At 72.9% G+C, this 25,402-nt stretch carries 23 protein-coding genes, 1 tRNA gene and 1 pseudogene; 8 read left to right on the plus strand and 17 right to left on the minus strand.

All coding sequences use genetic code 11. The features are described from left to right. Positions 1-294: 294 nt before the first annotated feature. Both AB0P03_RS05065 and AB0P03_RS05070 read left to right on the plus strand, forming a co-directional pair. Complete coding sequence (locus AB0P03_RS05065; protein ID WP_363627856.1) at positions 295-1,731, plus strand: PP2C family protein-serine/threonine phosphatase; 1,437 nt, start codon at positions 295-297, stop codon at positions 1,729-1,731. Between the two features lie 136 nt (positions 1,732-1,867). Beyond that, on the plus strand, positions 1,868-3,376 hold the full coding sequence (locus AB0P03_RS05070; RefSeq protein WP_363627857.1) for an aminopeptidase P family protein: 1,509 nt from the start codon (positions 1,868-1,870) through the stop codon (positions 3,374-3,376). Positions 3,377-3,428: 52 nt separating this feature from the next. Here AB0P03_RS05070 and AB0P03_RS05075 read toward each other — a convergent pair whose 3' ends face one another. Continuing rightward, positions 3,429-4,877: a hypothetical protein gene (locus tag AB0P03_RS05075; protein WP_363627858.1), complete on the minus strand. Its 1,449-nt coding sequence runs from the start codon at positions 4,875-4,877 to the stop codon at positions 3,429-3,431. Next, on the minus strand, positions 4,874-5,548 hold the full coding sequence (locus tag AB0P03_RS05080) for a SigE family RNA polymerase sigma factor (protein ID WP_363627859.1): 675 nt from the start codon (positions 5,546-5,548) through the stop codon (positions 4,874-4,876). The genes AB0P03_RS05075 and AB0P03_RS05080 overlap by 4 nt, the downstream gene beginning before the upstream one ends. A 234-nt stretch (positions 5,549-5,782) precedes the next feature. On the opposite strand from AB0P03_RS05080, the gene AB0P03_RS05085 reads away from it, so the two are divergent. Beyond that, positions 5,783-6,841 (plus strand): helix-turn-helix domain-containing protein, encoded by a 1,059-nt coding sequence (locus AB0P03_RS05085; RefSeq protein ID WP_363627860.1) that lies wholly within the window; start codon positions 5,783-5,785, stop codon positions 6,839-6,841. A gap of 49 nt (positions 6,842-6,890) precedes the next feature. On the opposite strand, the gene AB0P03_RS05090 is transcribed toward AB0P03_RS05085, so the two are convergent. The 8 genes from AB0P03_RS05090 to AB0P03_RS05125 form a co-directional block, all read right to left on the minus strand. Beyond that, a complete protein-coding gene (locus AB0P03_RS05090; RefSeq protein ID WP_363627861.1) occupies positions 6,891-7,664 on the minus strand; it encodes a MerR family transcriptional regulator in 774 nt (257 codons plus the stop codon). Positions 7,665-7,795: 131 nt separating this feature from the next. Next, the gene (locus tag AB0P03_RS05095; RefSeq protein ID WP_363579931.1) at positions 7,796-8,956 is read right to left on the minus strand and encodes a hypothetical protein; all 1,161 of its coding nucleotides are present in this window, start codon (positions 8,954-8,956) and stop codon (positions 7,796-7,798) included. A gap of 236 nt (positions 8,957-9,192) precedes the next feature. Continuing rightward, positions 9,193-10,392, minus strand: coding sequence for an LPXTG cell wall anchor domain-containing protein (locus AB0P03_RS05100; RefSeq protein ID WP_363627862.1), 1,200 nt, complete (start codon positions 10,390-10,392; stop codon positions 9,193-9,195). A 477-nt stretch (positions 10,393-10,869) separates the two neighbouring features. Next, positions 10,870-11,448, minus strand: coding sequence for an NAD(P)H-dependent oxidoreductase (locus AB0P03_RS05105; RefSeq protein WP_363579793.1), 579 nt, complete (start codon positions 11,446-11,448; stop codon positions 10,870-10,872). A gap of 98 nt (positions 11,449-11,546) precedes the next feature. Beyond that, positions 11,547-12,431 carry an NAD(P)-dependent oxidoreductase gene (locus AB0P03_RS05110; protein ID WP_363627863.1) on the minus strand — a complete coding sequence of 295 codons (885 nt, stop codon included), beginning with the start codon at positions 12,429-12,431 and terminating at the stop codon, positions 11,547-11,549. Positions 12,432-12,522: 91 nt separating this feature from the next. Then, on the minus strand, positions 12,523-12,936 hold the full coding sequence (locus AB0P03_RS05115) for a hypothetical protein (protein WP_363579795.1): 414 nt from the start codon (positions 12,934-12,936) through the stop codon (positions 12,523-12,525). A 43-nt stretch (positions 12,937-12,979) separates the two neighbouring features. Next, entirely contained in the window at positions 12,980-13,396 is a 417-nt protein-coding gene (locus AB0P03_RS05120; protein ID WP_107453052.1) for a PPOX class F420-dependent oxidoreductase, read from the minus strand. Between the two features lie 71 nt (positions 13,397-13,467). Further along, positions 13,468-14,025, minus strand: a complete 558-nt coding sequence (locus tag AB0P03_RS05125; protein ID WP_363627864.1) for a heme-binding protein — start codon at positions 14,023-14,025, stop codon at positions 13,468-13,470. Between the two features lie 332 nt (positions 14,026-14,357). Between AB0P03_RS05125 and AB0P03_RS05130 the strand changes: the two genes are divergently transcribed. Continuing rightward, entirely contained in the window at positions 14,358-15,617 is a 1,260-nt protein-coding gene (locus tag AB0P03_RS05130; RefSeq protein ID WP_363627865.1) for a sensor histidine kinase, read from the plus strand. Then, positions 15,614-16,258: a response regulator transcription factor gene (locus tag AB0P03_RS05135; protein WP_363619468.1), complete on the plus strand. Its 645-nt coding sequence runs from the start codon at positions 15,614-15,616 to the stop codon at positions 16,256-16,258. Before AB0P03_RS05130 ends, AB0P03_RS05135 begins: the two co-directional genes overlap by 4 nt. A 611-nt stretch (positions 16,259-16,869) precedes the next feature. Here AB0P03_RS05135 and AB0P03_RS05140 read toward each other — a convergent pair. Together AB0P03_RS05140 and AB0P03_RS05145 are read right to left on the minus strand one after the other, a co-directional pair. Continuing rightward, positions 16,870-17,388 (minus strand): hypothetical protein, encoded by a 519-nt coding sequence (locus AB0P03_RS05140; RefSeq protein ID WP_363579799.1) that lies wholly within the window; start codon positions 17,386-17,388, stop codon positions 16,870-16,872. Between the two features lie 105 nt (positions 17,389-17,493). Next, positions 17,494-17,982, minus strand: a complete 489-nt coding sequence (locus tag AB0P03_RS05145) for a tail fiber domain-containing protein (protein WP_363627866.1) — start codon at positions 17,980-17,982, stop codon at positions 17,494-17,496. A 344-nt stretch (positions 17,983-18,326) separates the two neighbouring features. On the opposite strand from AB0P03_RS05145, the gene AB0P03_RS05150 reads away from it, so the two are divergent. Continuing rightward, positions 18,327-18,602, plus strand: coding sequence for a hypothetical protein (locus tag AB0P03_RS05150; protein WP_363579801.1), 276 nt, complete (start codon positions 18,327-18,329; stop codon positions 18,600-18,602). A 67-nt stretch (positions 18,603-18,669) separates the two neighbouring features. Here AB0P03_RS05150 and AB0P03_RS05155 read toward each other — a convergent pair whose 3' ends face one another. Further along, complete coding sequence (locus AB0P03_RS05155) at positions 18,670-19,902, minus strand: DNA sulfur modification protein DndB (RefSeq protein ID WP_363579802.1); 1,233 nt, start codon at positions 19,900-19,902, stop codon at positions 18,670-18,672. Between the two features lie 689 nt (positions 19,903-20,591). After that, a tRNA-Gly gene (locus AB0P03_RS05160) sits at positions 20,592-20,665 on the minus strand. A gap of 275 nt (positions 20,666-20,940) precedes the next feature. Here AB0P03_RS05160 and AB0P03_RS05165 point away from each other — a divergent pair. Continuing rightward, the gene (locus AB0P03_RS05165) at positions 20,941-21,162 is read left to right on the plus strand and encodes a hypothetical protein (protein ID WP_363627867.1); all 222 of its coding nucleotides are present in this window, start codon (positions 20,941-20,943) and stop codon (positions 21,160-21,162) included. A gap of 72 nt (positions 21,163-21,234) precedes the next feature. Continuing rightward, the gene (gene dcd / locus AB0P03_RS05170) at positions 21,235-21,810 is read left to right on the plus strand and encodes a dCTP deaminase (RefSeq protein ID WP_363579803.1); all 576 of its coding nucleotides are present in this window, start codon (positions 21,235-21,237) and stop codon (positions 21,808-21,810) included. 84 nt (positions 21,811-21,894) lie between these two features. On the opposite strand, the gene AB0P03_RS05175 is transcribed toward dcd, so the two are convergent. The 3 genes and pseudogenes from AB0P03_RS05175 to AB0P03_RS05185 all read right to left on the minus strand — a co-directional run. After that, positions 21,895-22,785 (minus strand): metal-dependent hydrolase, encoded by an 891-nt coding sequence (locus AB0P03_RS05175; RefSeq protein WP_363619457.1) that lies wholly within the window; start codon positions 22,783-22,785, stop codon positions 21,895-21,897. A 141-nt stretch (positions 22,786-22,926) separates the two neighbouring features. Next, a complete protein-coding gene (locus tag AB0P03_RS05180; protein WP_363627868.1) occupies positions 22,927-23,973 on the minus strand; it encodes a Yip1 family protein in 1,047 nt (348 codons plus the stop codon). 257 nt (positions 23,974-24,230) lie between these two features. Further along, positions 24,231-25,304 (minus strand): annotated as a pseudogene (locus AB0P03_RS05185) (NDP-sugar synthase); the annotation flags it as partial. Positions 25,305-25,402 lie beyond the last annotated feature (98 nt).

Here is a 25,402-nt window from a genome sequence, read left to right on the forward strand (position 1 = left end):
GGGTCCGTCCCCTCCGTTCTGCCCGCTCCCGGTCCCCTCCATGCCTCCCGACCGGACCGGCGCGCGCCCAGGCCGTACGCGCCCCCCGACCGGGTCTCGCGGATGTGGAACAGGCCACCGCGTCGTCCTGGATCTGGACATGCCCCAAATGGCCTGTGTAGAAGTGGTGGCATTGCTGTCGATCAATGACGAGTAGTAGCGAATCGAGGCGAAACGCGCCCTTTGGCCGTCATCGCTCCACACCGGCCGTACCTGGGGGTTCCGCATGGCACGTAGCACGTCAGGAGTGGCGGCATGACCGAGTCCCACCCGTCGTCATCGACACCCTCCGAGCCGGGCGAGCCCGGCAGCGCCGGCGGGCTGACCGTCCTCGACCCACCGGGCTTCCCCGGCCCCGCCGACGCGCAGGACGGCGCGGCGGACGTCCGCACGGCACCGGCCGCCGGAGTGCAGGACCGTTTGGCCGGACGACTGTCCGATTTCGCCAGCCTGCACCGGCACACCGAACAGCTCGCCCGCGCCCGCGGCCTCGCCGCCACCCTGGACACCGTCCTCGCCTCCGGCGCCGCCCTGCTCGGCGCCCGACGCGGCGTCCTGGTCACCCGGATGCCCGGCGGCAGGCCCGGCCAGCCCGTCGGCCTCGGCCTCGACCGCGCCAGCCTCGGCGCGCTGGAGACCGTCCCGCCCGAGCAGAGCCTGCTCGCCAGGCTGCTGCGCGAACAGGACCGGCCCGAACGGCTGCACTCCCCCGACCTCGCCGAGGACCCGGCCACCGGCGCCCGGCTGCGCGAACTCGCCACCCAGCTCGGCCTCGGCGGCTGCTACGGCCTGCCGCTCGCCACCGAGGAGGACGGCCCGCTCGCCGCCGCCCTCTGGTTCTACGACGAGCCCGCCGAACCCACCGAGCGCCAGCGCGAGCTCGCCCACCGCTACGCCGCGATCGCCGCCCCGCTGCTCGCCAAACAGCTGGAGGCGGACAAGGTCCGGCGCACCACCGAGGCGCTGCGCCGCGGCCTGCTGCCCGACCGGCTCCCCCAGCCCGCCGGCCTGCGGCTGGCCGCCCGGATGCTCCCGGCCGGCCTGGACCGCTCCTGCGGCAGCGACTGGTACGACGCCATCCCGCTGCCGGACGGCACCGTCGGCCTCACCGTCGGCTCCGTCTCCGGCGACGGCCCCGGCGCGGGCCCCGGCTCCGCCCCCGGCGCGGCCGCCGCGATGGGCAGGATCCGGGCCGCGCTGCGCGCCTACGCCGTCCTGGAGGGCGAGGACCCGGTCTCCGTCCTCGGCGACCTGGAACTCCTGCTCAAGACCACCGAGCCGGCCCGCACCGCCACCGCCGTCTACGCCTGGGTGGAACCCGAGGAGCGCCGGATCACCCTGGCCGGCGCCGGCCACTGCCCGCCCGTCCTGGTCGGCCGGCACGGCGCCGAGTTCGTGGAGACCTCGCTCTCCGCCCCGCTCGGCATGCTGGCCTGCTGGGAGGCCCCCGGCGTCGAGCTCACCGCCGACCGCGGCGACACCCTGCTGCTCTACACCGAGGGGCTGGCCCGCCGCTGCGGCCCGACCCTGCACGCCGGCCAGGCCAACCTGCGCCGGGCCGCCGCCGACGCCCCGCGCGACGTGCGGATCGACCCGGACCGGCTCTGCGCCCACCTGCTGGCCGTCTGCCCCGACCCCGGACCCGGACCGGCCACCGACGACCTGCTGCTGCTCGCGGCCCGCTTCGAATAGCCGCCCCGAACAGTCGTCCCGACCCCGAACGGGCGAGCGGCCGGGCGTCCGTACCATGGACGCACGGCCGCCCGCGCGTGTCGCGATCCGACACTCCCCCGAGGGGCGGCGGTACCACCCCAAGGAGGCGTTACACGTGACCGAGGACCGCACGCCCGCAGTGGCCGAGAACCCCGAAGCCGACGGCGGCGACGAGCCGCAGCAGTTCAAGGGCCGCAAGAACGGCCTGTACGGCGAGGTCTCCGACGAGCTGGCCGCCTCGATGAAGACCGGCTGGGCCGACACCGAGCTGCACGGCCTCGTCCCGGTCGCCCAGGCCCCGTACGCGGCCGAGCGCCGCGCCCGGCTCTCCGCCGCCTACCCCGGCGAGCGGCTGGTCGTCCCGGCCGGCAACCTGCGGGTGCGCTCCAACGACACCGACTACAGCTTCCGCGCCGCCAGCGAGTACGTGCACCTCACCGGCGACCAGACCGAGGACGCCGTGCTCGTCGCCGAGCCCACCGGCGACGCCGGCCACGAGTTCGCCCTCTACCTGCTGCCCCGCTCCGACCGCGAGAACGGCGAGTTCTGGCTGGACGGCTACGGCGAGCTGTGGGTCGGCCGCCGGAACAGCCTGGGCGAGCAGGAGCAGCTGCTCGGCCTGCCGGCGCGCGACGTGCGCAAGGCCGCCGAGGAACTGGCCGGGCGCACCAAGGACTCCGCGGTGCCCACCCGGATCGTCCGCGGCTACGACGCCGGCCTGGAGGACACCCTGGCCGACGTGCTGGACGCCGACCGGGACGCCGAGTTCAAGGAGTTCCTGAGCGGCCTGCGGCTGGTCAAGGACGAGTGGGAGGTCGGCGAGCTGCGCGCCGCCTGCGACGCCACCGTCAACGGCTTCACCGACGTGGTCCGCGAGCTCGGCCAGGCCGTCGCCACCTCCGAGCGCTGGATCGAGGGCACCTTCTGGCGCCGCGCCCGGGTCGAGGGCAACGACGTCGGCTACGGCACCATCGCCGCCGCCGGCCCGCACGCCACCACGCTGCACTGGGTCCGCAACGACGGCGACGTCCGCCCCGGCGAGCTGCTGCTGCTGGACGCCGGCGTCGAGACCCACACCCTCTACACCGCCGACGTCACCCGCACCCTGCCGATCGACGGCCGCTTCAACGACCTCCAGCGCAAGATCTACGACGCCGTGTACGACGCCCAGGAGGCCGGCATCGCCGCGGTGAAGCCCGGCGCCCGCTTCCGCGACTTCCACGACGCCTCGCAGCGCGTGCTCGCCGAGCGCCTGCTCGCCTGGGGCCTGCTGGACGCCTCGGCCTACGACGTCGAGAAGGTCCTGGAGCTGGGCCTCCAGCGCCGCTGGACCCTGCACGGCACCGGCCACATGCTCGGCCTCGACGTCCACGACTGCGCCCACTCGCGCCGCGAGGAGCACGCCGACGCGCTGCTGGTGCCCGGCATGGTCCTCACCGTCGAGCCCGGCCTGTACTTCCAGCAGGACGACCTGACCGTGCCGCAGGAGTACCGCGGCATCGGCGTCCGGATCGAGGACGACATCCTGGTCACCGCCGACGGCAACGAGAACCTCTCGGCCGGCCTGCCGCGCCGCGCCGACGAGGTCGAGGCCTGGATGGCCTCGCTGGCCTCGCTGGCCTGAGCCACCCTCCGGGGGCCCGGCCTCCCCGTGGCGGGGAGGCCGGGCCCCCGTGTCACTTGGTGATCTTGAGCGAGACAACCTCGTTGCCGAGACCCGTGAGGGTTCCTCCCGCGTAGGGAAGGACGGCCCGCGTCATCACCCACAGTGGCCCGAGGCCGTGTCCGGCATCGATCGTCATCCGGTACTTGACCGTTCGGCTCTGCCCTGGAGCCAGGGGGAAGAGCGACTCGGGATCCGCCATCGCGTAGTCCATCGCGCTTCCTCGCGTGAGCGGCTTTTCCTTCCAGGTGGCACCGTCGAGACGCTCGAGCTTGCCCGCGTTCAGCGACACCACATCCACCGGCGTGTCCACGGGCCACTCGGTGTAGACCAAGGGCTCCACCTGGGCGAAATTCGTCGGACTGTTGTTCTTGTAGGTCACCGAGAAGGTGACGGCCGGACTTCCCGCCTTCAGCTCCTGAACGCCCGTGAAGCCGCCCACGGTGATATCGATGTCGTTCTCGTGGTACTTCACCGGCGGCGCCTGGCGGCCGCTCAGGTCGAGGGTGTTGACGATCGTCATCAGTCCGGGCTGGTAGTCGGCCTTGAGGCCGATCGCCGAGACGGACACGAAGTCCTTCGGCAGGGCCCACATCTGGGCCGTGAAGGCGTCGCCGCCGCAGTTGATCTGCCACTGCGACTTGCGTGCGGCACGGCCTGCCACGGTGGGTGTGCTCCTGGTCGGGCCGACACTGTCGATCTGTCCGTTCCTGGTGAGCGTGGGGGAGTAGGACCACGCCGGGCACCAGGGCTGCGTGGACCAGCCGCTCTCGGAATCCAGGTCGGGCAGCCTCGGCCAGAGCTGCGACTCCTGGTCCGTGACCGTCAGAAGCACGCCGTGCGGCAGGCAGTCCCCGGCCGTCGCGTCCTGCGGAGCGCTCGGGCTCAGGATGCAGAGGATGTTGGCGGAAGGATCCGGATTGACGGCCCGCCAACCTGGCGGGATCTTGAACCTGACGCCCCGGAAGGGGTAGGTCGTCCCGGCCGGCGCGGTGGTGGCCGGTGTGGTGGCGGGGGTGGTGGGCGGCGCCGTCGTCCGGGTGCCGGCCGACGTCGGGTCGGAGAGGGGGGCCCCGGTCTCCGGGTCGGCGGCGGGGCTGCCGGTGTCCGGCGAGGTGGCCGTGGGGGTCGGGGCGGCGGTCGGCTCGGGGGTCGGGCTCGGCGAGGTCGTCATGGTGGCGGCCGGTGGGGGGACGTCCTTCCTGGCCAGCGGGTCGCCGTGGAAGGTGAGCAGGCCGATCGCCAGGGAGGCGGCCAGCGCGAAGACCGGCACGGCGGTCAGGTAGACCGGGCGCAATCGCCGCACCCGGCCGCGCGGCGGTTGCGCCGGGCGCAGGTCGTGCGCGGTGATCAGCGAGGCGCGGGCGTTCATCGCCTCGCGCAGCAGCCGTTCGGTCGCCGTCTCGGCCGGCCCGTCACCGTCTCGGCCTCCGCTCTCGCGGCCGGGGAGCTTGTCGGTCATCGAACCTTCTCCAGATGCTTTTCCAAGGCGTCCAGGGCCCGGCTGGCGGTGGACTTCACGGCGCCCCGGGACAGCCCCAGGGCCTCGGCGATCCGCGCCTCCGACAGGTCGGACCAGTAGCGCAGCACCAGTACCTCGCGCTGGCGGGAGGTCAGCTCCTGCATGGCCGCGAGCACCCGTCGGTGCTCGTCGTTGAGCACCGCGTGGTCCTCCGCGGAGGCGGCGTCGGGCTCGTGCGGCGGGACGTACTCGCGGGCGGTCTTCCGGCGGCGCAGCATCGACCGGGCGCCGTTGACCACCGCGGTGCGCAGGTAGCCGAGCGCGTTGTCGAGGTCGTCCAGGTGCTCGCCGTACCGCTGGTAGAGCTGGGTGAAGGCCTCCTGGACGACGTCCTCGGCCAGGTCCTGGTGGTCGACCAGGAGGACGGCCATCCGCACCAGGCCCAGCCGGTGGACGTGGTACAGGTCGGTCAGGGTGGGCCGGTCCTCCGTGGGCTTGCGCCCGCCGCGCAGCAGCCGGAAGCCGGAGCGGCGCTGCGCCGCCTGCTCGTCGCCCGGGCCGGCGGGCACCTCGCCGGTCTCCTGCGCGCCGAACAGCACGGCGACCACTCCGCGAACGGAGAAACCGCGCCCCCTCGTCGGCCCGGCGATCGGCCCGATGGCCATGGACATGCGCGTTTCCGCTTTCCCCCGGGACGGTGGCGGCTCTCGCCGGACCGTCAGGACTCCTGATCAAGATCGTGACCGGGGAGATCCTGACAGCCGCCCTCGGCCCGCCTCTCTCCGCCCCCGTACCAATGGACGTGTGGCCGGGGTGGAGGTTGCAGGTGGATCCGAGGAAGATTCCCGGCCGGCCGGAACGGCTACACTCACCGCCATCCCGCCACCCGTCAGCAGGGGGTCCGCATGACCGAGCAGCACGTCGAGGGCCCGGTCGGCACCGGGCCGGGCCCGGTGCCCGTCGTCATCGGCCCCCGCCCGGAACCGGTGCACCACGTCGCGGTGTACGCCTTCGCGGGCATGGCGCCGTTCGAACTCGGCGTGGTGGTGGAGGTGTTCGGACTGGCCCGGCCCGAACTGGGCGGCCTGCTGGCAGCGCCCTGGTACGGGCTGAAGGTGTGCGCCGACCGGCCCGGGACGGCGCTGGACGCGGTGGGCGGGTTCGCGCTGACCGCCCGGCACGGGCTGGACGAACTGGCCTCGGCCGACACGGTGGTGGTCCCCGGGGTGCCGAACGCGTTCGGCGGCGCGGTCTCCCCCGGGCTGGTCGCCGCGCTGCGGACGGCGCACGAGCGCGGCGCCCGGATCGTCTCGATCTGCTCGGGCGCCTTCGCGCTGGCCGCCGCCGGACTGCTCGACGGGCGGGAGGCGACCACCCACTGGCGGTACGCCGACCTGCTCCAGCAGCGCCACCCGGACGTGCGGGTCAACCCGGACGTGCTGTACGTCGACAACGGGAACGTGCTCACCAGCGCGGGCAGCGCCGCCGGGATCGACCTCTGCCTGCACCTGGTCCGCCGCGACCACGGCGCCAAGGTGGCCAACAGCGTGGCCCGCCGCTTCGTGGTGGCGCCGCACCGGGACGGCGGGCAGGCCCAGTTCATCGAGGCCGCCGTCCGCCCGGTCGAGGAGGAGGACGACGGGGTCGCCCGCAGCATGCAGTGGGCGATGGGCCACCTGGCGTCCCCGCTGACCATCTCGCTGCTGGCCCGCGCCGCCCGGATGTCGGACCGCTCGTACCTGCGGCACTTCACGGCCCGCAACGGCACCAGCCCGATGCGCTGGGTCGTCACCCAGCGCATCGCGGCCAGCCTGCCGTTGCTGGAGTCACCGGAGGGGACGGTGGAAGAGATCGCGGCGGCGGTCGGCTTCGAGAGCGCCGCGACCTTCCGCCACCACTTCGGCCGGGTGATGCGCACCTCCCCGACCGCCTACCGGCGCTCCTTCGGGCGCGGGGTCGCGTAGCCCCCCCGGCCACGTGGCCCGGAATCCGGCATCCGGCATCCGGCGGCGACTATGCCTTCTCGTGCCGGTCCGCGTTGGCGAGGATGGCGTCGTGCAGCCACTGCGCCAGGCCCGGGGCGAGGTTCTCGTAGGTGGTGGTCCACCTCGGGTCCGAGACGTACAGCCCGGCCAGGCCGCGGTGGATGGTGAACGTGCAGTCGTAGAAGTTCTGGCAGATGTGCTGCCGGTGCGCCTCGGCGAGGTCCGTGGCGGCGGCGCCGTCGGCGGGTTCGCCGGCGGTGAGCGCCTCGACCAGGCGGGTGTTGAGGTCGGCCATCTCCGCCTGGATCCGCTGCCAGTCGGCCTTGGCGTAGCCGCCGGTGCGGCGCTGCGACTCGGCCCAGGCCGCGGTGTCGCCCCAGCGCTGTTCGGCCTCCTGCTCCCACTCCTCCTGGTAGCCCTCGCCGAAGATCTCGAACTTCTCCTCCGGGCTCAGCTGAATGCCCATTCTTCGTGCCTCCATGGCGTGTTCGACGGCTGTGGCGAGGTCCTGGAGGTGCCTGATCCGGTCGGTCAGCAGTCGGTGCTGCCGACGGAGGTGCTCGCTCGGACTGACCGAGTCGTCGTCCAGGATCGCCGCGATCCCTTCCAGGGGGAACCCGAGTTCGCGGTAGAAGAGGATCTGCTGCAACCGGTCGAGGTCGGCGTCCTGGTAGCGGCGGTAGCCGGTCCGGGTGCGGCCCGCGGGGGACAACAGGCCGATCTCGTCGTAGTGGTGCAGGGTGCGGACGGTCACCTTGGCGATCTTGGCCACGGCTCCGACCGAGTAGCCCTCGCTGCTCATCCGGGTCCTCCCTTCGTGCTGACCACCAGCCTCCGCTCTCACGCCGCGTGAGGGTCAAGCCGTCCTCGGGAGGGAGGGCCCCGGTCAGGCTCGGGCTCCGGGGCCGGGGCCGGGGCCGGTGCCGGTGCCGGTCAGGCTCCGGTGCCGGTCAGCACGCGCTCGCGCCGCCGGGAGGAACGGCGCCGCCCCTCGCCGTCCGCCGGGGACCGCGGGCGGCGCGTCTGCTGGGTGGGCCAGAACAGCACGTACGCGGCGGAGACCACCACGAAGGCCAGCCGGACGAAGCCGCGGCCCGCGTCGGACGGGATGAACAGCGTCCCGCCGTACAGCGCGGCCAGCGCTATCCAACTCCACCACGGGACGAGCCGCTTCTGCCCGACCGCGTCCCAGAGCAGGGTGCCGAGCAGGATCGAGGCCGTGTAGTAGGTGTAGACGCTCGGATCGAGCAGGATCCGGGCGTCCGCGCCGAGCAGCACCACGGCCGGCCAGCGGCCGCGCCAGACCGCGATGGTGCCGAGGCCGAGGCCGAGGGCGAACTGGGTCGGACGGTCCCACCAGGGGGTGGCCGGGTCGGTCACCCCGAACCAGCGCAGTGCGGAGGCCGGCTGGTTGGGGATGGTGAACTTGGCGGCGGCCAGGGTGTCCAGATTGCCCAGGTAGAACGGCAGCCAGGCGATCGCCACCAGTCCGACGAACCAGATCGCGCTGCGCAGCCAGGCGGGCCTGGGCAGCGCCAGGATCAGCGGGGCGAAGGCGATCGCCCAGGGCTTGGAGTCCACCGCCAGCGCCAGGTAGACACCGACCATGGTGGGCTTGCCGCGGGCCAGGGCGTGCGCGGCGAGGGTGGTGAAGAACAGCGCCAGGACGTCGTCCAGGTGCGCGAATCGGACCGAGACCTCGACCCACATCGGGATGAACGCCAGTCCGGCGATCAGCAGGCGCTGCTGGAGCCGGCGGTGGTTGGTGCCGGTGCCCAGGTAGTACAGGGCGGCGGTGCGACCGATCAGGACCAGCATCACCAGGCCGAGCCCGGACATCGCCGCCTCGGCGATCAGCTGGCCGGTGTGGGCCGAGAACGGGGCCGTGAGCCGGGCCACGGCCAGGCTGACCGGGCCGATCTGCAGCTCCGGGTGGTGGGCGTAGAGCGCCAGCCCGCCGTCCGGGTGGTCGCTGAAGAGCAGCTGCTCACCCTGGCGCAGGTAGTGCCAGGAGAAGCCGCCGCTGGGCTCGACCAGGAAGAACCAGAGCACCGTCCAGGCCACCAGCAGAACGTGGTGTCTGCGCAGCGGCAGCCCCGCGATCCGCCCGGTCGCCGACTCGTAGTCGGTGGCCGTCCGTGCCGTGCGTGATCCCCGCACCTGTCCCTCTCCCCGCCGGTTCCGCCCCCCTCCGGCCGGACATCCTATGTGACGAAGGTATCCCGCCCGCGCCGCCCGGAGGTCCGTCGAACGGACGGCCGGGCGGCGCGGGCGGTTGTCAGGCGGGTACCGCCTCGGTGTAACGGCTGGAGCGTGCCTTGCGGCCGCGGTCAGCCCTGCTGGGCCGACTTGCGGCGGCGCAGCACCACGAGGGTGCCGACACCGGCGAGCAGCACGGCGCCGCCGGCCACGGCGATGGCGGTGGTGTCGTCACCGCCACCGGTCTGGGCCAGGGCCTTGTCCCCGTTGTCGGCGGCGGCCTTGGCCTTGGTGACGGCGGCCGGGGTGAGCGGCGGCGGGGTGAGGGTCGGGACGGCCACCGGGAAGTCGATCGGGCCGGCGGTGTCGCCGTTGCCGTCGGCCGGGGCCGGGGCGGAGGTCGACGCGGAGGCGGAGCCGGACGGCTCGCCCGTGGTCGGGGTGGTCGGGGTGGTCGGCGGGACCGACGGCGACGGTGTGGTCGGCTCGGCGCTCGGGGTGGCCGAGGTGGAGGGGGTGGCCGTGGCGGAGGTGGAGGCGGTCGGCGACGTGCTCGCGGTCGCCGAGTGGGAGGCCGTCGGCGAGGTGGAGGCGGTCGCCGAGTGGGAGGCCGTCGGCGAGGTACTCGCGGTCGGGCTGGGCTTGCCGGTGTGGCTCGGGCTGATGGTCGGGCTCGGCTTGCCGCCGCCGCCCGCCTTGATCACGAAGCCCGCGCCGCGGACGCCGTCGCAGCTGAGGTGGCCCCCGTCGACCGGCGCGTGGGTCTCGTCGTCGAGCTCGGCGGAGAACACCACCGGGACGACGCCGGCCCGGCCGAGCGGCGCCTCCGAGGTGAAGGAGACCCGGACCTTGATCGAGAAGCTCTTGCCGCGGTTCACGACGAGCAGGTCGTCGTCGGTGGGGTTGCCGTCCTGGCCGAGGGCACCGAGCAGGGTGAGGACGGACTTGTCCTTGTCCTCGCCGCCGTCGGCGGCGACCGAACCGGTCTGCCACTGGCCGCCGGGCAGCTGGTACTGGACCTTGAGGTCCTTCGCCTTGAGCGAGCCCGCCTTGTTCTTGAACTTGAGCAGCGGGAGGAAGAGGAAGTCGTGCTTCGTCGAGTTGTCGATCTTGAAGGTGAAGTCGCGGGCGTCGCCGCCGGCGATGAAGGTGCCGGGCACGCCGTTCACCGAGAGGTCGAGGCTCTGGTGGGAGGCCTTGCCGGCCGCCTGGGCGGCGGCGGACGGGGAACCGGTGGTGCCGACGGCCATGGCGCCCTGGGCGCCGGACAGCACGAGCGAGGACGCGAGCGCGGCGACGCCGGCAAGGGCAAGACTGCGACGTATGGGCAAGGGAGACCTCACGGAAGAGTCCGGGCGAGGCCCGGGGCGCGGCGGGGCGGGCGGCCGTGGACGCCTCTGACCCCTCGCGAAGCTTGAAAGTCCGACGGAGATTACCGAAGGATCCGGCCACTCCGGAAGGCGGGTGTCACGCTGGGGACCGCTCACGGGACGGGAGTGCCCGAATCGCCCAATTCCGTCCTGCGGTAAGGCTTTTGCGCTTTGCAGAAAGATGACCGGAGAGTGACGGGTACACGCCCGGGGGACCGTATCGCACCGCCTCGCGTGGCGTGAAGCGATCGGTCGTGTGAACGTCCGGCGAATGCCCGGGTGAATGTCCTGTGAGGGTCGGTGCGAACGCCTTGCGCGCGCCGGTGCGAACGCCCTGCGGACGTCCACGTGAGCGCCGGCGTGCACATCCGTGCGAACGTCCGCGTGAACGTCCGCGTCAACGTCCGCGTGAGCGCCCGCCGGAACGGGTGCGCGGGCTCAGCCCGCGAAGAAGGACTTGGCCGCGATCAGCGCCCGCTCGTCGCGCAGCACGTCCCCGGGGCGGGTGCCGTTGCCGAGCAGCGCGCCGCCCCAGCGCATCCCCATGTACTCGGCCGTCAGCCGGAGCGTGCCGATCAGCGGTTCGGCCTTGTCGTCCTCGGTGGCGAGGGCGGTGACGCCCCAGATGGTGCCGCCGCGCATCCGGGCACGGAAGTCAGCCCCTGGCTGCCGGAGCCAGGACGACCAGTGGTCGAGGTAGAGCTTCGCGCTGGTCGGCAGCGAGTACCAGTACAGCGGTGCGACGAAGACCAGGTCGGTGGCCGCCAACGTGGCGTCCAGCAAGGTCCGTTCGTGGCCGACCGGCTCGGGGTGGCGGCCTCCCTCGACGTGCCGCAGGTCCTCGAAGGGCGGCAGCGGGTGCTCGCTCAGCCGCAGCCAGCGCTGCTCCGACCCGGCCGGCAGGCTCGCCTCGGCGGCCAGCCGGGCGAGTTGCTCGGAGTTGCCGCCGGCCCGCGCACTGGCGTTGAGGAACAGAAAGGTGCGCGGCGCCTCGGCGCCCGTCGGCTGGTCGGCCATCGGGACTCCCCCGGTCGGTGGTGCGGATGGAGGTGCGAGCACCCCCCGCCCCCCGGTTGTTCCACGTCCGGCGCCCGGGAGTTCGCCCGGGAGTTCGCTCAGGCGGGCAGGCCGGCCCGGCGCCGGGCGACGGCCGCGACCGCCGCCCAGTCCTTGTCCGCGTCACCGTGGGCCAGCGCGTCCAGGAAGGCGTCCCGCAGGATGCCGCCGAACGGGAGCGGGACGTTCCGCGCGGCCCCGGCCTCCAGGGCCAGGCCGACGTCCTTGAGGCCCAGCGGCAGCCTGAACCCGGCCGGCTCGTAGCGGCGTTCGGCCACCATCGCGCCGTAGCCGGAGTAGACCGGCCCCGGGAACAGCGTGCCGGTGAACATCTCGACCAGATCGGTCGGCCGGACGCCGTGGGCCTCGGCCAGGCTGCACGCCTCGGCCATCGACTCGATCGCGCAGGCCAGCAGGAAGTTGGTGCTGATCTTGGCGGTGTTGGCCTGTCGCGGGCTCGCACCGAAGTGCCAGGTGTGCTCCCCCATCGCGGCGAACAGCGGCTCCGCGCGGGCCAGCAGCTCCGGCGCGCCGGCGGTCAGGATGTTCAACCGGCCGGCCGCCGCGACCGGCGGACGGCCGAGGACCGGGGCGGCCAGGTAGCCGATGCCGTGCTCGGCGTGCAGTGCCTCGGCGCGCTCGGCGAGTCCGACGGAGATGCTGGCCATGTTGACGTGCAGGGTCGTCGCGGCGCCCGCGAGCAGGGCGGGGTCGAGCAGCAGCCGTTCGACCGCCTCGTCGTTGGCGAGCATGGAGACCACGGTGTCGGCGGCGTACACCTCGGCGAGCGTGCCCGCCGCCTCGGCGCCCTCGGCCACCAGGGCGGCCACCGGCTCGGGCGAGCGGTTCCAGACCCGGACGGCGTGGCCGGCCCGCAGCAGGCTGCCGGCCATGCCCCGCCCCATCGCACCCAGCCCCACGAAGCCGATCGTCGCCCCGGTCATCCCGCACTCCCGTCGCCGTCACCGTCACTGTCACCGCATCTGCGGATGACTGTACGTCAGGAGGCGGTGGCCTCCTGCGTACTGGACGGACTCACGCGCAGGCGCGCTCCGGCAGCCGGACGCGGCCGCGCTCCAGCTCGGTGACCACCCGGCGGCTCAGCAGCTCGTACTGGGCCTGGAGCCGGCCGGGGCGGGCCGGGCGGGCGACCGGACGGCCGGGGCCGACCAGTTCGTCCGGCCCGAACTGCTCGCGGGTGAGGTCGATCTCGATGCCGGTGGCGAAGCGGTTCCACCAGTGCAGATCCGTCCGGACCCCGCCGACGTGCACCTCGCCCATCATCAGCTCGCCGCCGAGCAGGTCGTGCACCACCATCGCCGTCACCCCGCACTGGCCGCGGGCGGGATTGTCGGGACGCCAGTGGGCCAGATCCTCGGGCGCACAGGTGTCGACACCCCAGGAGGAGCGGATCGCACGTTCGATGTCGTTGAGGGTCCACGCCGTCATACCGGGAAGCCTGCCATGCACCACTGACAGCGGCACCGGCTTTTCAGAGGGCCACCCCGTGTTCTGCGGAGACCTTCTCGATCTTCACCCGAACGAGCAGTTCCCCCGGCACGCCGTTCCGGGCCCCGTACTGCTCCGCGACGTCCTCCCCCATGTACCGGGCGGCGATCCGGGTGGCCCAGGCGCGCACCTCGGCCAGGTCCTCGCTCAGCCGGGCGGTGCCCTGCACGAGAACGTACGCGAAGGGCGGCCGGTCGTCGTCCACGCAGATCATCACCCGGCCGTCGCGGGCCAGGGTGCGGCCCTTGACGGTGCCCGCACCGGTGTTGAAGACGAGCTCGTCGCCGTCCAGCAGGAACCAGACCGGCGCGACGTGCGGACGGCCGTCGGCCCGGGTGGTGGCGAGCTTGGCGGTGCGGGTGCCCTCGGAGAGGAACGCCCGCCACTGGTCATCGGTCATCGTCGGCATACCGCCCATCCTGGCCGGTCGGCCCGCCCCGCGCATCAGGGGACGGGCAACCGGCCAGGGGATCACTTCGCCAGTACGGCGACACCCGCCTGCGCGAACTGCTCGTCCAGGTCGCCGCTCGGCGCGCCCGCGACACCGATCGCCGCGACCGGGGCGCCCTTGGACTGCACCGGGGCGCCGCCGGCCAGGAACAGCGTGCCCGGGATGTCCTTGAGGGTCGGGGCCTGGGCCAGCCGCTTGGTCAGCTCCGAGGTCGGCGCGTTCCAGGAGACCGCCGTGAACGCCTTGCGCTGCGCCGACTCCGGAGACTGCGGGCCGGCACCGTCGCCCTTGAGCAGCACCCGGGTGACACCGTCCCGGTCGACGACCGCGACCGAGACGTGCTGGCCGGCCTTGGCCGCCGCGTCCAGGGTGGCCTGGGCGGCGCGGGTCGCGGCGTCGATGGTCAGGCCGGTGCTCTGGGCGAGGTTCTTGTTCTGGGTGTCGACCTTCACCGCGGCCGGCGCGGCCGGGGTCCCGGAGGTCTCGGCGCTGGCCGAGACGGCGCCCACGGTGGCGGCGAGCGCGGCGGCGGCGAGGGTGCCGGTCAGCACCCGGGTGCGCACGGAGATCTTCTTCATGGTCCAGCTCCTCAGCGGATCGGCGAACGGGATCGGGGCCGCCGGGCGGCGGGGGGTCCGCCCGGCTCCACCCCGATCCTCCGGCCGGGGCGAGGCTCGCCACATCGACGCTCCGGCGCGACCGCGCGGGCATGATGGAGGACAACCCCGTCAACCGATCGGCTGATGCGGGACCAGGCCGACCGGGCCACCATCGAGAGATCGGTGCAGGTCGGTGCGCCGGGCGCACCGGGCGCACCGGGCACGCGGTCGAGGCGGCCGGTGCCCGTCCGGATGCCGACCGCCCACCGAGGCGCCCAGGTGCCGATCGCCCGTCCAGCCAGGAGCCACCCGTGCAGCAGCCCCGCCCCGCCGCCGGTCACGACGCCGGCGACCCGGACGCGGGCCGCCTGGCGGTGCTGCTCGACTCCGCCTTCCTGCTGCTGCTCGCCGCCTCGCTCAGCCGCTACCTCACCCACCATCCCGGCAACCCCCGGATCCCCTGGGTGATCGGGCTCAGCATCGCCCTCGCCCTCGCCCAGCCGGCCGGCTCCTGGCTCGCGCACTGCCACCCGCCACCGCCACCAGCGCCCGCGCCCACGCCCGGGGCTGAAGCTGCGCCCGGCGACCGGGTTCCGCGTCGGCGCCGGTGGCCGCTGGCCCTGGTGGTCGCGCTCTGGGTGGTGCTGGTGCTGCTCGCGCCGAGCTTCGCCTGGTGCGCCGTCCCGCTGGTCTACACCGCGCTGCGCACGCTCCCCGCGCGGGCGGCGATCCCGCTCGTGGCGGCCCTGACGCTGCTGGTGGTGATCGCCGAGCTCCGGCTGGCCGGCGGGGCGGACGCCACTCTCGTCCTGCTGCCGTTCGCGGTGGCCGCGCTCGCCACCGGCGTGTTCCTCTTCATGGACCGGCAGGACGCCCGGCAGCGCGCCCTGATCACCGACCTGGTCCGCACCCGGCGCGAACTCGCCGCCACCGAACGGCGGGAGGGCACCCACGCGGAGCGCGAGCGGCTCGCCATGGAGATCCACGACACCCTGGCCCAGGGGCTGTCCAGCCAGCAGATGCTGTTGCAGGCCGCCGAGCGCACCTGGGACACCGAGCCGACGACCGCCCACACCCACGTCCGGACCGCCGCCGAGGTGGCGGCCCGCAACCTGGCCGAGGCCCGCCGCTTCGTCCACGACCTCGCACCGGCCGAACTCGCCGACGGCCGTCCGCTCGACCAGGCGCTGCGCGCGCTCGCCGGACGGGAGGCCGCCGAGAGCGGTCTGCCGGTCCGCTTCCACCTGGACGGCACGCCCGTCCCGCTGCCCGCCGCCGCGCAGTCCGCGCTGCTGCGGATCGCCCAGGGCGCGCTGGCCAACGTCCGGGAGCACGCCGGTGCGTCGGCCGTGGCGATCACCCTGTCCTACCTCGGCGACCAGGCCGTCCTGGACGTCGCCGACGACGGGCGGGGCTTCGACCCGGGCGCGGTCGGGTCGGCCGGCGGCCGCGGGTACGGGCTGCCCGCGATGCGCGCCCGGCTGCGGCAGTTCGGTGGCACGCTGACCGTGGAGAGCACCCCCGGCGAGGGCACCGTCGTCTCCGCCGCGATCCCCCTGGAGCACCGATGAGCGAACGAACCGGACCCGCCCCCGTCCGGCTGCTGGTCTGCGACGACCACGCGGTGGTCCGGGCCGGCCTGCTGGCGCTGCTCGCCAGCGCGGGCGACATCGAGGTGGTCGGCGAGGCGAGCACCGGGGAGGAGGCGGTCGCGCTGGCCGCCGGGCTGGCGCCGCAGGTGGTGCTGATGGACCTCCAACTCGGCGACGGCATCGACGGGGTGGAGGCCACCCGGCGGATCACCGCCGCGCCGGGCGGTCCGCACGTGCTCGTGCTCACCACCTACGACACCGACGCCGACATCACCCGGGCGATCGCCGCGGGCGCCACCGGCTACCTGCTGAAGGCCGAGCGGCCGGAGGAGTTGTTCGCCGCCGTGCACGCCGCCGCCCGGGGCCGTACGGTGCTCTCGCCGCCGGTCGCCTCCCGGGTGATGGCGCAGATGCGGGCGCCCGCACCGCAGCTCACCGAGCGCGAGCAGGACATCCTCGCGCAGCTGGGGCAGGGGCTGGGCAACCGGGAGATCGCCCGGGCACTGTTCATCAGCGAGGCCACCGTGAAGACCCATCTCGGCCGGATCTACGACAAGTTGGGGGTGGACACCCGGTCCGGCGCGGTGGCCGTGGCCAAGGAGCGCCGACTGCTGCGCTGACGGGCCCTCACGTACGGCCGGGCCGTCCCGCCGGTGAACTCACTCCGCATCAGCCTGCCATAGCACCACAGGACGCATCCGCTGCGCTCAGCGCTCGCGCGGTGTCACTGCGTGCTGCCATGATGCTCGGAATGTCGGATTCCAGCGCGGCCCGCCGCACGGCCTGCCGCCCGCACCGGAGCCCGTCGCGCGCCCGCCGAAGGGTCGCCGGGCGTCCTGCCGGGCCTCAACCCGCTGGTCCAGCGCCTGGCGGGACCTTACGGACCGACCGTCACGTTTGTGGATTTTTCGTGGATCCCACTATTGACAAACCAACCACGCGGTTTGTTACCGTGATACCAACGACGTCCCCGGGGGTGGGGGCTCGCCGGGGCCTGTGCGGACCGCTCTCGCCGGAGGGTGCTGCCAGGGGGGAACGGCGGGGCTGCCGGGGAGTCGGGGGGAGCGGCAGCGCGAAGCCGCGCGACGAGGCGGTGCGGAGCGAGTCCGGGGGGACTCGCTCCGCGCCTCCCCTGCGTCCACGAACCTCCGCCGCCCCCAGCGCCTTCCGGTTCTTCCGGCTCCCCGGTTCTTCCGGCTCCCTGGTTCTTCCGCAGCCGGACAGGGCCTGGCTAGCCCATCGCGCTCCAGTACGGGCAGCACACGTTCGGCAACGGTGCCGGGCCGCGACCGCCGGCGCCCTGCAGTGACGGCAGCCGCTCCGAGCGGGCCACGCCGGGCGAGCTCGCGGTCAGTCCAGCCTCGCCCAACTCACCGAATGTCAGAGCCAGTCGATAACCGTCCAGAGTGGCGGCGGCGACTCCGGGGCGGCTCCGGCCGGCGTTCAGCGAAGTGATCGTCCAGCCTCGCCGCCGCCAGTGCCGCTCGACCGCGTCCACCAGTGCCGCCCGCCGGACCGCCGAGACGATGGTGAGGATGTCCCGCCCCCGGGTGACGTACCAGCGCAGGTCCGGGTCCCGCCCCGGCAACGGCAGCCGCGCGCCCGCTCTGGGCGCCGCCCCCTGCCAGACCGGCGCCGGCCGGACAGCGTCCAGGGTGTCCTGCAGCAGTGTCTCGCAGCGCTCGGCCGCTTCGAGCTGATCGACCGCCGGCGTCGGGCCGAGCCACCGGGCGGGCGGCACGACCGGCACACCGCCTCGGCTTCCACCCGGGAATCCGACATTCAGTTCGGCACCACCTGGCTGCACTGGTCCCCTCCACGCTCCTCCCGGCGTTCAGACCGGGCCGGGATTCCGTCACTGCTTGGACGGTGGACGTGGACGGACAGTTCCGCCTCTTACCGTTCCCACACCCTCTTCCGCACCCCTCTCGCACGCCCCTCCCGCACGCCCCTCCCGAGCCCCCGCATCCCCCGCCTCCCCCGCCTCCCCCGCATCCCGCAGTTCGCTCAGGCGCCGGACCTCGGTGGTGAGTTCGTCGATGCGCCGGTTCAGGGCCTGGATGCAGACCAGGGCGATGCCGTTGGCGTCGACGACGGGGATCACGCGGGTGTTCTCATGGTGGAAGTCGAAGGAGGCGTGCCAGTCCTGGGCCATCGGTCCGATGTGCCGCACCTGCTCGGGCTCCCACAGGTAGCGCCAGGTGCTGATGGGCAGGGCGACGACCGTCTCCAGCACCTGATGGCCGTTGACCGCCCCGGCCGGGGCGACCGCGGCGGTGTCAGCGGTCTCGGTGCGATCCGGGGCGGTCCGAGCCGCCTTCCCGGAGCGTCGGAACAGACCCATGCTCAGCGGCTCCAGTCGATCGGGACGCCCATCCCACCCGAGCGCCCCGCCCGCCCACGTCCGACAATCGGGACATAGGGGACCCCGCCGCCACGCTTCCCCCCATCGAGTGAAGCCCCCGCCCGGACCCGCATTCGACCGCCGCACCACCTGTACGAGCCGCCGTCCGGTCCGTCGAGAGCCGATCATCGCGAAGCCCAGGGCGAGTTGGCAGGAGCAACTGGCGATGGACCTCGGATTCGGAGGCCGGGGACGGATGTTAACGGCGGGTTTCCGACGGGAACTATGCTCACGGTCGGAAGTACGGGGGGCCTTGAGGTAAACGACGGGCCTCCCGTGCGCCCATGGCGGGTCAAGTCGCTTTTCGGGAGCTCTTCCCGGAGTTCGAACGGCACCTGCGCTGGTACACCCAGAAGGGAGAGGAGGGACTTCTGTTCATCGGCAGGCACGGCGCCCCGTTCCGCCGCTCGACCTTCGGCCGCAAGTGGCGCAGGACCCGCAAGAAGCTGGGGCTCGACCATCTCCGCTTCTACGACCTCCGCCACACCGGCAACGTCCTCGCCGCCGTCGTCGGCATCCGCATCCGCATCCGCATCCGCATCCGCCGACGATCCGCATAGAAGCTGCGAAGACGCCAAGCGGCTCCTCCCCCACCGTGATTGGAGAGGATCCGCCGCTACCTGCAAGCTAGAAACGACCGCGGATCTGCATGCCGGTTTCGCTGTCCAGGTTGTTCAGCGCGTCATAGACCTTGTGGCCAGAGTCACGGGCACCACCGGCCCAGCTGATCTTGCCCGTGTGCGTCGGCTTGGCAGCGATGCCACTCCAGTACTTCGCCTCACGCTCCCACTGGACGTTCTCCAGGAGGGCTTCCAGGGTGACACCCTCGGGCATCGGGTCGGTCGACCAGGACATGGTGCGGCTCATGGTCGCGCCGAGGCCGGCCACGACGGCAGGAGCAGTGATGGCGGTCTTGGCGTGGAACAGCTCGGCGTTCTGCTGGAGGAAGTGGCCGACCGTCTCCATGATCTCGCGCTGGACGACGGCCTGCTCGGGGCGGCTGTTGTTGCCGTCGGTGGGGATGTCCTCGTACTCGATGCCGGTCGAGGCGGCATGGATGCCGGCCTTGCCGAGCATGGCCGTGGAAATGAGCGTCCGCAGGACAGACATCGTCATCCACTCCGCGGCCTTGTCCGACACCTGGCGCTTGCCTGTGAGGATCAGGCTGGACAGCGGAGCCGTGCCCTCACCGAACGGCACGGTCAGCGACTCCATCAACTTGCGCGTCACCGTGGTGCCGAAGTCGCGGCCGTCCATGGACATGGCCAGGGACTTGTCGACCGGGACACCCTTGAGGTTTCGGTCGTGGAAGATCTGCCGGGCGGCCATGACGCTGATGCCGTGGAAGATCTCAATGGAGAGCTTCAGTTCACCGAAGTCGAAATCCTCGAGGTCGTACGCCGCCGGGTTCTTCTTGATCCGGTGCAGCGCCGTGACCTGGGTCTCTGCGTCGAGTGCGATGAGGCCGTCACGGATCGGCAGGTGCCACATACCGCTCTCGTCCCGGCTCAGCGGGCGGGGGGACCAGAGGGTGATCTGCGGCACCGACCACGCACTATCGAAGTCCCCCCGCAAGCCGGCTGCAATGTAGTCCGCGTACTCGCCGACGTTCTTGGCCTTCTTGCTGCCTGCCGTACCTATGGGCCGCTGTACCTCGGCGCGCAAGCGGGCGTAAGGGTCGGTCTCATAGCCGGCCTTCACGGCACGCTTGGCGTCCTCCTCCACCTTCGCCGGGTCATTGACGAGGTAGAGCAGGTTCTCGCCGTCGATGACGGCGTTCACCATGACGTCCTCGCGGACGACCGAGAGCTGGATGGGGAAGCCGGTGGTGACCGGCTTCGTGAACATGGTGATGGACACGGGTTCCCTCCCCTACACGAGCGCCCCTCTGACGTCTCGTCGTGTCGTTGGACGCTAGCTGGTCACTCTTTAGATCGTCAACTGCGGTGACAGAACTCCCTATTTGACTTCACCTCAGCTGGAAAATCTCGAACTGCGGTGGAGTAAAGCTCGCCACAGCAGCGACTGCGAATGATTCTTCCTTGCCAGGTCTCTATCCGCGGAAGCTGCCGACCCCGCCAAAGCGTGGTTTCCCGCCGCTTCCGCAATGCCGCACGTCAGGGACAGGACGGACCACAAGATCCGAAACGACTGGAAGCTTCGAGGGGCATAGCTCCGCCCCCGGCTCGCCTGATGCAAACCGAAGCGCCTCGCCCGGCATCCCGACCCCCAACGGGGGATCGCCGATCAGAACATTCGGCCACTACAGCCGCCGAGCCCCTCGGGGATGTCAAGCTGCCGACCGAGCCGCCACGACCGTCGCCAGCACGCTCGGGGCCACCGACTCTCCGCCCGAGATCACAGCGCACCTCACCGAAGCCCTTGGCACCACCGATCGCCACTCACGACCTCGGAAGCCAGGCCGGCGAGCCGGCTTTCGCCGCCCGCACACCGCACCGATCGACCTTCTGGAGCGGATCTGGCACGACGACCCCGAATTGGTCCAGACAACACGAAAGCCCCAGGCCGTTGACCTGGGGCTTTACTGCTGGAGCGGGCGACGAGAATCGAACTCGCGCTCTAAGCTTGGGAAGCTCATGTTCTACCATTAAACTACGCCCGCCTGATGAGCCGTCAGAGACCGCTCAATCCAGTGTCACTGTACCCCATTCGCGACTGTGGTTGCACGGCCCGCCCGGGGAGTGGCGGGGCGGGCGGGGGTGGGTGGGGGGCGTACTGTGTGGGCCGCGTACGAGTGCTCCGGCGGGTGGGTTCGGGGCGGCGAGCCACGGTGTGGAATGTCCGGAGCATCCCCTAATGTGACGCTGTCCCGGGGCGAGGTCCCGCGGGGCGCGATGAGTACGGGTGAGTACTGGGTTAGGGATGGGAAGGGGATCGATGGAGCAGCGCGCCGTCGTTCGTTGTGCCGAAGGGCACCTGTTCAGCACCACCACGTTCCCATTGCAGAACCTCGGTCCGGGCCGGCTCGGGCCCGGGCGGCTGATCCGCTGTCCGCAGTGCGGGCGGCTGAGGAGTTCGGTGCTGGCCGACGTGCGGGAGCTGTCGGCGCCGCAGCTGGACCGGGCGCTGCGGCTGGAGGCCGCGGAGTTCCTGGCCTGACGGTCGACGCGAGGACGGAACGGGCCCCGGGCGGATTCGTCCGGGGCCCTGTCGTGCACGTAACCTCGAAGCGTGCTGCTCTCTGACAAGGACATCCGGACCGAAATCGACCTGGGCCGGGTCGTCGTCGACCCGTTCGACCCGGCGATGATCCAGCCGTCGAGCATCGACGTGCGCCTCGACCGCTTCTTCCGCGTGTTCGAGAACCACCGCTACCCGCACATCGACCCCTCCGAGGAGCAGCCGGACCTGACCCGGCTGGTGGAGCCCGAGGGCGACGACGCGTTCATCCTGCACCCGGGCGAGTTCGTGCTGGCCTCGACGTACGAGGTCATCTCGCTGCCCGACGACGTGGCGTCCCGGCTGGAGGGCAAGTCGAGCCTGGGCCGGCTGGGCCTGCTGACGCACTCGACGGCCGGCTTCATCGACCCCGGTTTCAACGGTCACGTGACGCTGGAGCTGTCGAACGTCGCGACGCTGCCGATCAAGCTGTACCCGGGGATGAAGATCGGGCAGCTCTGTCTGTTCCGGCTCTCCTCGCCGTCGGAGCACCCGTACGGCTCGGAGCGGTACGGCTCGCGCTACCAGGGCCAGCGCGGCCCGACGCCGTCCCGTTCGTTCCTGAACTTCCACCGCACCGACGTCTGATCCGGGCGGAGCGCACGCAGTACGGGCGGCCGACTCTCGCCGATGACGGACGAGGGGCGGCCGCCCGTCGCGTTTCCCGGGTGCTCAGGCCCGCTTGGGGCGGGTGACGGCGACCAGTTCGGTGCCGTCCTCGGAGAGCCGCAGTTCGGTGCGGAGTTCGGCGAGTTCGCCGAGGTGGTGCAGGTGGGTGCCGCCGCAGGAGATCTGCGCGCCGCCCTCGGGCAGCTCGCAGTGCCACTGGCGGCGGGCGGTGAGCTCGGGGCCGGGGACCTCGATGCGGACCGGGGCGTCGGCGGCGACCCAGGCGGCGAGCCGGGCGTTGACGGCCTCGGTGAGGGCGGGCAGGGCGTCGGCGAGGGCGGGGAGCTCGTCGGTGGCGTCCGCCGTGAAGCCCTTCTTCTTCAGCGACTTGCCGAGCCGGTAGGTGTCGGTGCTGGCCTCGGTGTCCATCACCGAGGTGGCCATCGCGAGGCTGTCGAAGTCGGGGTGGCCGAGGGCGTCGGAGCGGCCCGGGTCCTTGCGCCAGCGCGGCGCGAGGGCCTCGTTGAGGGCGAGGGCGAGCAGGTGGCAGCCGCTGTGCGAGGCACTGAGGGCGGCCCGGCGGTCGGCGTCGACGGCGAGGACGGCGGTGCGCCCGACGAGGTCGCCGGGGTCGGTGTCGACGACGTGCAGGACCAGCCAGGACCACTCCTCGTCGCCGCGCCGGACCGGGATGTCGGCCCCGGCCAGCGGCGTTCCGCCGTCCGGGCCGACGGCGCCGGTGAGGCAGTCGACGACGGCCAGCTCGGTGCCGTCGACGGTGAGGGTGCCGAGGTCCGCGGGCTGGTCGGGCCAGGTGTGGTCGAGCGGGTGGAACGGGGTGGCCCCGGTCACGACGGCGTGCCGGCCGTCCCCCAGCGGGTGCACCGCGATCACCGTCGACTCGCCGGTCACCGCCCCGGCCGGGAAGCTGACGTGCGTGGTGGGGAGGGTCATTCCTGGCTCCGGTGACGTGGAACGGGTGAGGGAGTGAGGGAGTGGAGGCGTGAGGGGGTGGGGGGTGAAGGCTGAGGGGGTGAAGAGGGTGGACGGGCCCCGGCCTGACCGGGATCCGTCCACCATTGTGCCCTCCGACCGTCAGCCCAGGGTCGGCAGCTTGATCAGCACCAGCAGCGCGAGCAGTTGCACCGCCGAGGCGGCGGCCGCCTTACCCCAGGGCAGGTCGTGCACCCGCCGGACCATGCTGGTCAGCAGGTACGCGCAGAACGCCCAGGTGGCCCATCCGGCGACCTGGACGACCGCGCTGCCCGAGGGCAGCACCAGGTCGAGCAGCAGCCGGGGCGCGTCCGTCAGCCAGCCGATCAGCGCGGCCAGGCCGACCGTCGACTTCCACGGGCCGTCCCCGCCGAGCTGGCGGGCCAGCGCGTAGGTGACGCCGCCGAAGACCGCTCCGGCCACGGCGAAGCCGATCGCGGCGGCGGCGATGCCGGTCAGCGCGACGGTGAAGGTCGAGTCGACGATGTCGTCGTGGGTCAGGCCGATGCCGAGCACCGCGAGCGCGCCGTACAGCATCGAGACGGTGAGGGCGGGCAGCCAGACCTGGTGGTCGCGGGCGCGGTCGAAGGTCGCGGTGGGGGCGCGGAAGATGCCGATGAGCAGTTCGCGCCAGTGCGGGCGGGGCCCGGCGACGTGCGGGGCGGACTGGCCGCCGGCCCGGTAGACGGTGACGTTGTCCTGGCCGTACGGCGGCTGCTGCTGCGGCCCGTAGCCGTCCTGGCCGTAGCCGTCGCCCTGCGGGTGTCCGCCCTGGTCGTAGCCCTGGTCGTAGCCCTCGGCGCCGTACCCCTCCTGTGGGTACCCGGGGTAGCCGGGGTGCCCGGGGTACTGGCCCTGGTCGTAGTACCCCTGGTGGGGCGGCTCCTGCGCGTACGGGTCGCCGGTCGGGAAGGCCCGGGTGCCGCCGGGCCGGTCGGCGGCGTACGGATCGTAGCCGCCCTGCGGGCCCGGGGCGCCGGGGCCTCCGGGCCTGCCGTCGGGGCCGTCGGTCACGCCCCGGTGCGAGGTCGTGAAGTACTCCGGCCCGTCCGTCTGCCCGTGCCCCCCGGGCCCCGCCGGCGGCGGAGGGGGCGCCCACCCGCCGTGGGGGTCGGCGCCCTGCCCGCTGTCGTATCGATTACCAGCCACGCTCTGACGGTACCCGTCCGGCCCAATCCGCGTGGGGCCTGGACGGAGCCGGGGCCGGTTTGCAGCGAGCCTGAGACGAACGCGGCCGAAATCCCGCCGCCGACGGCGCCACCGCCGACCCGGCGACAGCGGCTCGGCAACAGTGGCCCGGCCTGGCGACAGCGCCCCGGCCCGGCGTCCTGCTACCGCTGCGCGCTGACCGAGGGCCCGTGCACCGCGGCGGCCGCGGCGGTGCCGGCCGGGCAGCCGCCCGGGCCGGCCGAGGTGCGGACCGCGCCGACCGGCAGCAGGGTGCCGCAGGCGATCCGGATGCCGTTCGGCAGCTCGTTGTCGGACTCGACGATCGCGCCGTCGCCGATCACCGCGCCGTCCAGCGCCGAGCGGGCGCCGACGGTGGCGAAGGCGCCCACGATGGAGTCCTTGACCAGGGTCTCCGGGCCGACCACCGCGCCCGGCAGGATCACGCTGCCCTCGACGATCGCGCCGGCCTCGACCACCGCGTTCGCGGAGACCACGGTGCCGCCGCTGAGCACCGCGCCGGGGTGGACGGTGGCGCCGGGCAGCAGCAGGGCGTCGCCGGTCGGGCCGGGGACGGCCGGGGAGTCGACCTTGCCGAGCACCAGGTCGGCCGAGCCGCGGACGAACGCAGCCGGGGTGCCGAGGTCGAGCCAGTACGAGGTGTCGACGACGCCGCGCAGCAGCGCGCCGGTGGCCAGCAGCTCGGGGAAGGTCTCGCGTTCGACGGACACCTCGCGGCCGGCCGGGATGCGGTCGATGACGGACCGGGTGAAGACGTAGCAGCCGGCGTTGATCTGGTCGGTGACGATCTGCTCGGGCGTCTCCGGCTTCTCCAGGAACTCCAGCACCCGCCCGTTCGCGTCGGTCGGGACGAGGCCGAAGGCGCGCGGGTCCTCGACCCGGGTGAGGTGCAGGGTGACGTCGGCCCCGGCGGCCACGTGGCCGTCGCGCAGGGCGGCGATGTCGACGCCGGAGAGGATGTCGCCGTTGAAGACCAGCACGGGCTCGTCGGGGCCGCAGGTCAGCCCGGACGCCGCGTTGCGGATCGCGCCGCCGGTGCCCAGCGGCTCGCGTTCGGTCAGGTAGACCAGCTCGATGCCGTACGGGGTGCCGTCCTGGAAGTGGTCCTCGAAGACCTCGGCCAGGTAGGAGGTGGCCAGCACGACGCGGGTGACGCCGGCGGCGGCCGCGCGGGCCAGCTGGTGGGCGATGAAGGGGACGCCCGCCACCGGCAGCATGGGCTTGGGGGTGTGGGTGGTCAGCGGACGCAGTCGCGTGCCCTTACCACCGACCAGCATGATCGCCTCGGTCATGGTCTGCGCTGTTCCCCTTGTGCTCTGCGGCCCGGCCCGGCGGGCCGATACCTCCGTCGGTGGTCAGGACCCGTCCGGCCGTCCGGAACGGGTCAACC

The sequence above is a fragment of the Kitasatospora sp. NPDC088779 genome (assembly GCF_040685395.1).
Taxonomy (GTDB): domain Bacteria; phylum Actinomycetota; class Actinomycetes; order Streptomycetales; family Streptomycetaceae; genus Kitasatospora.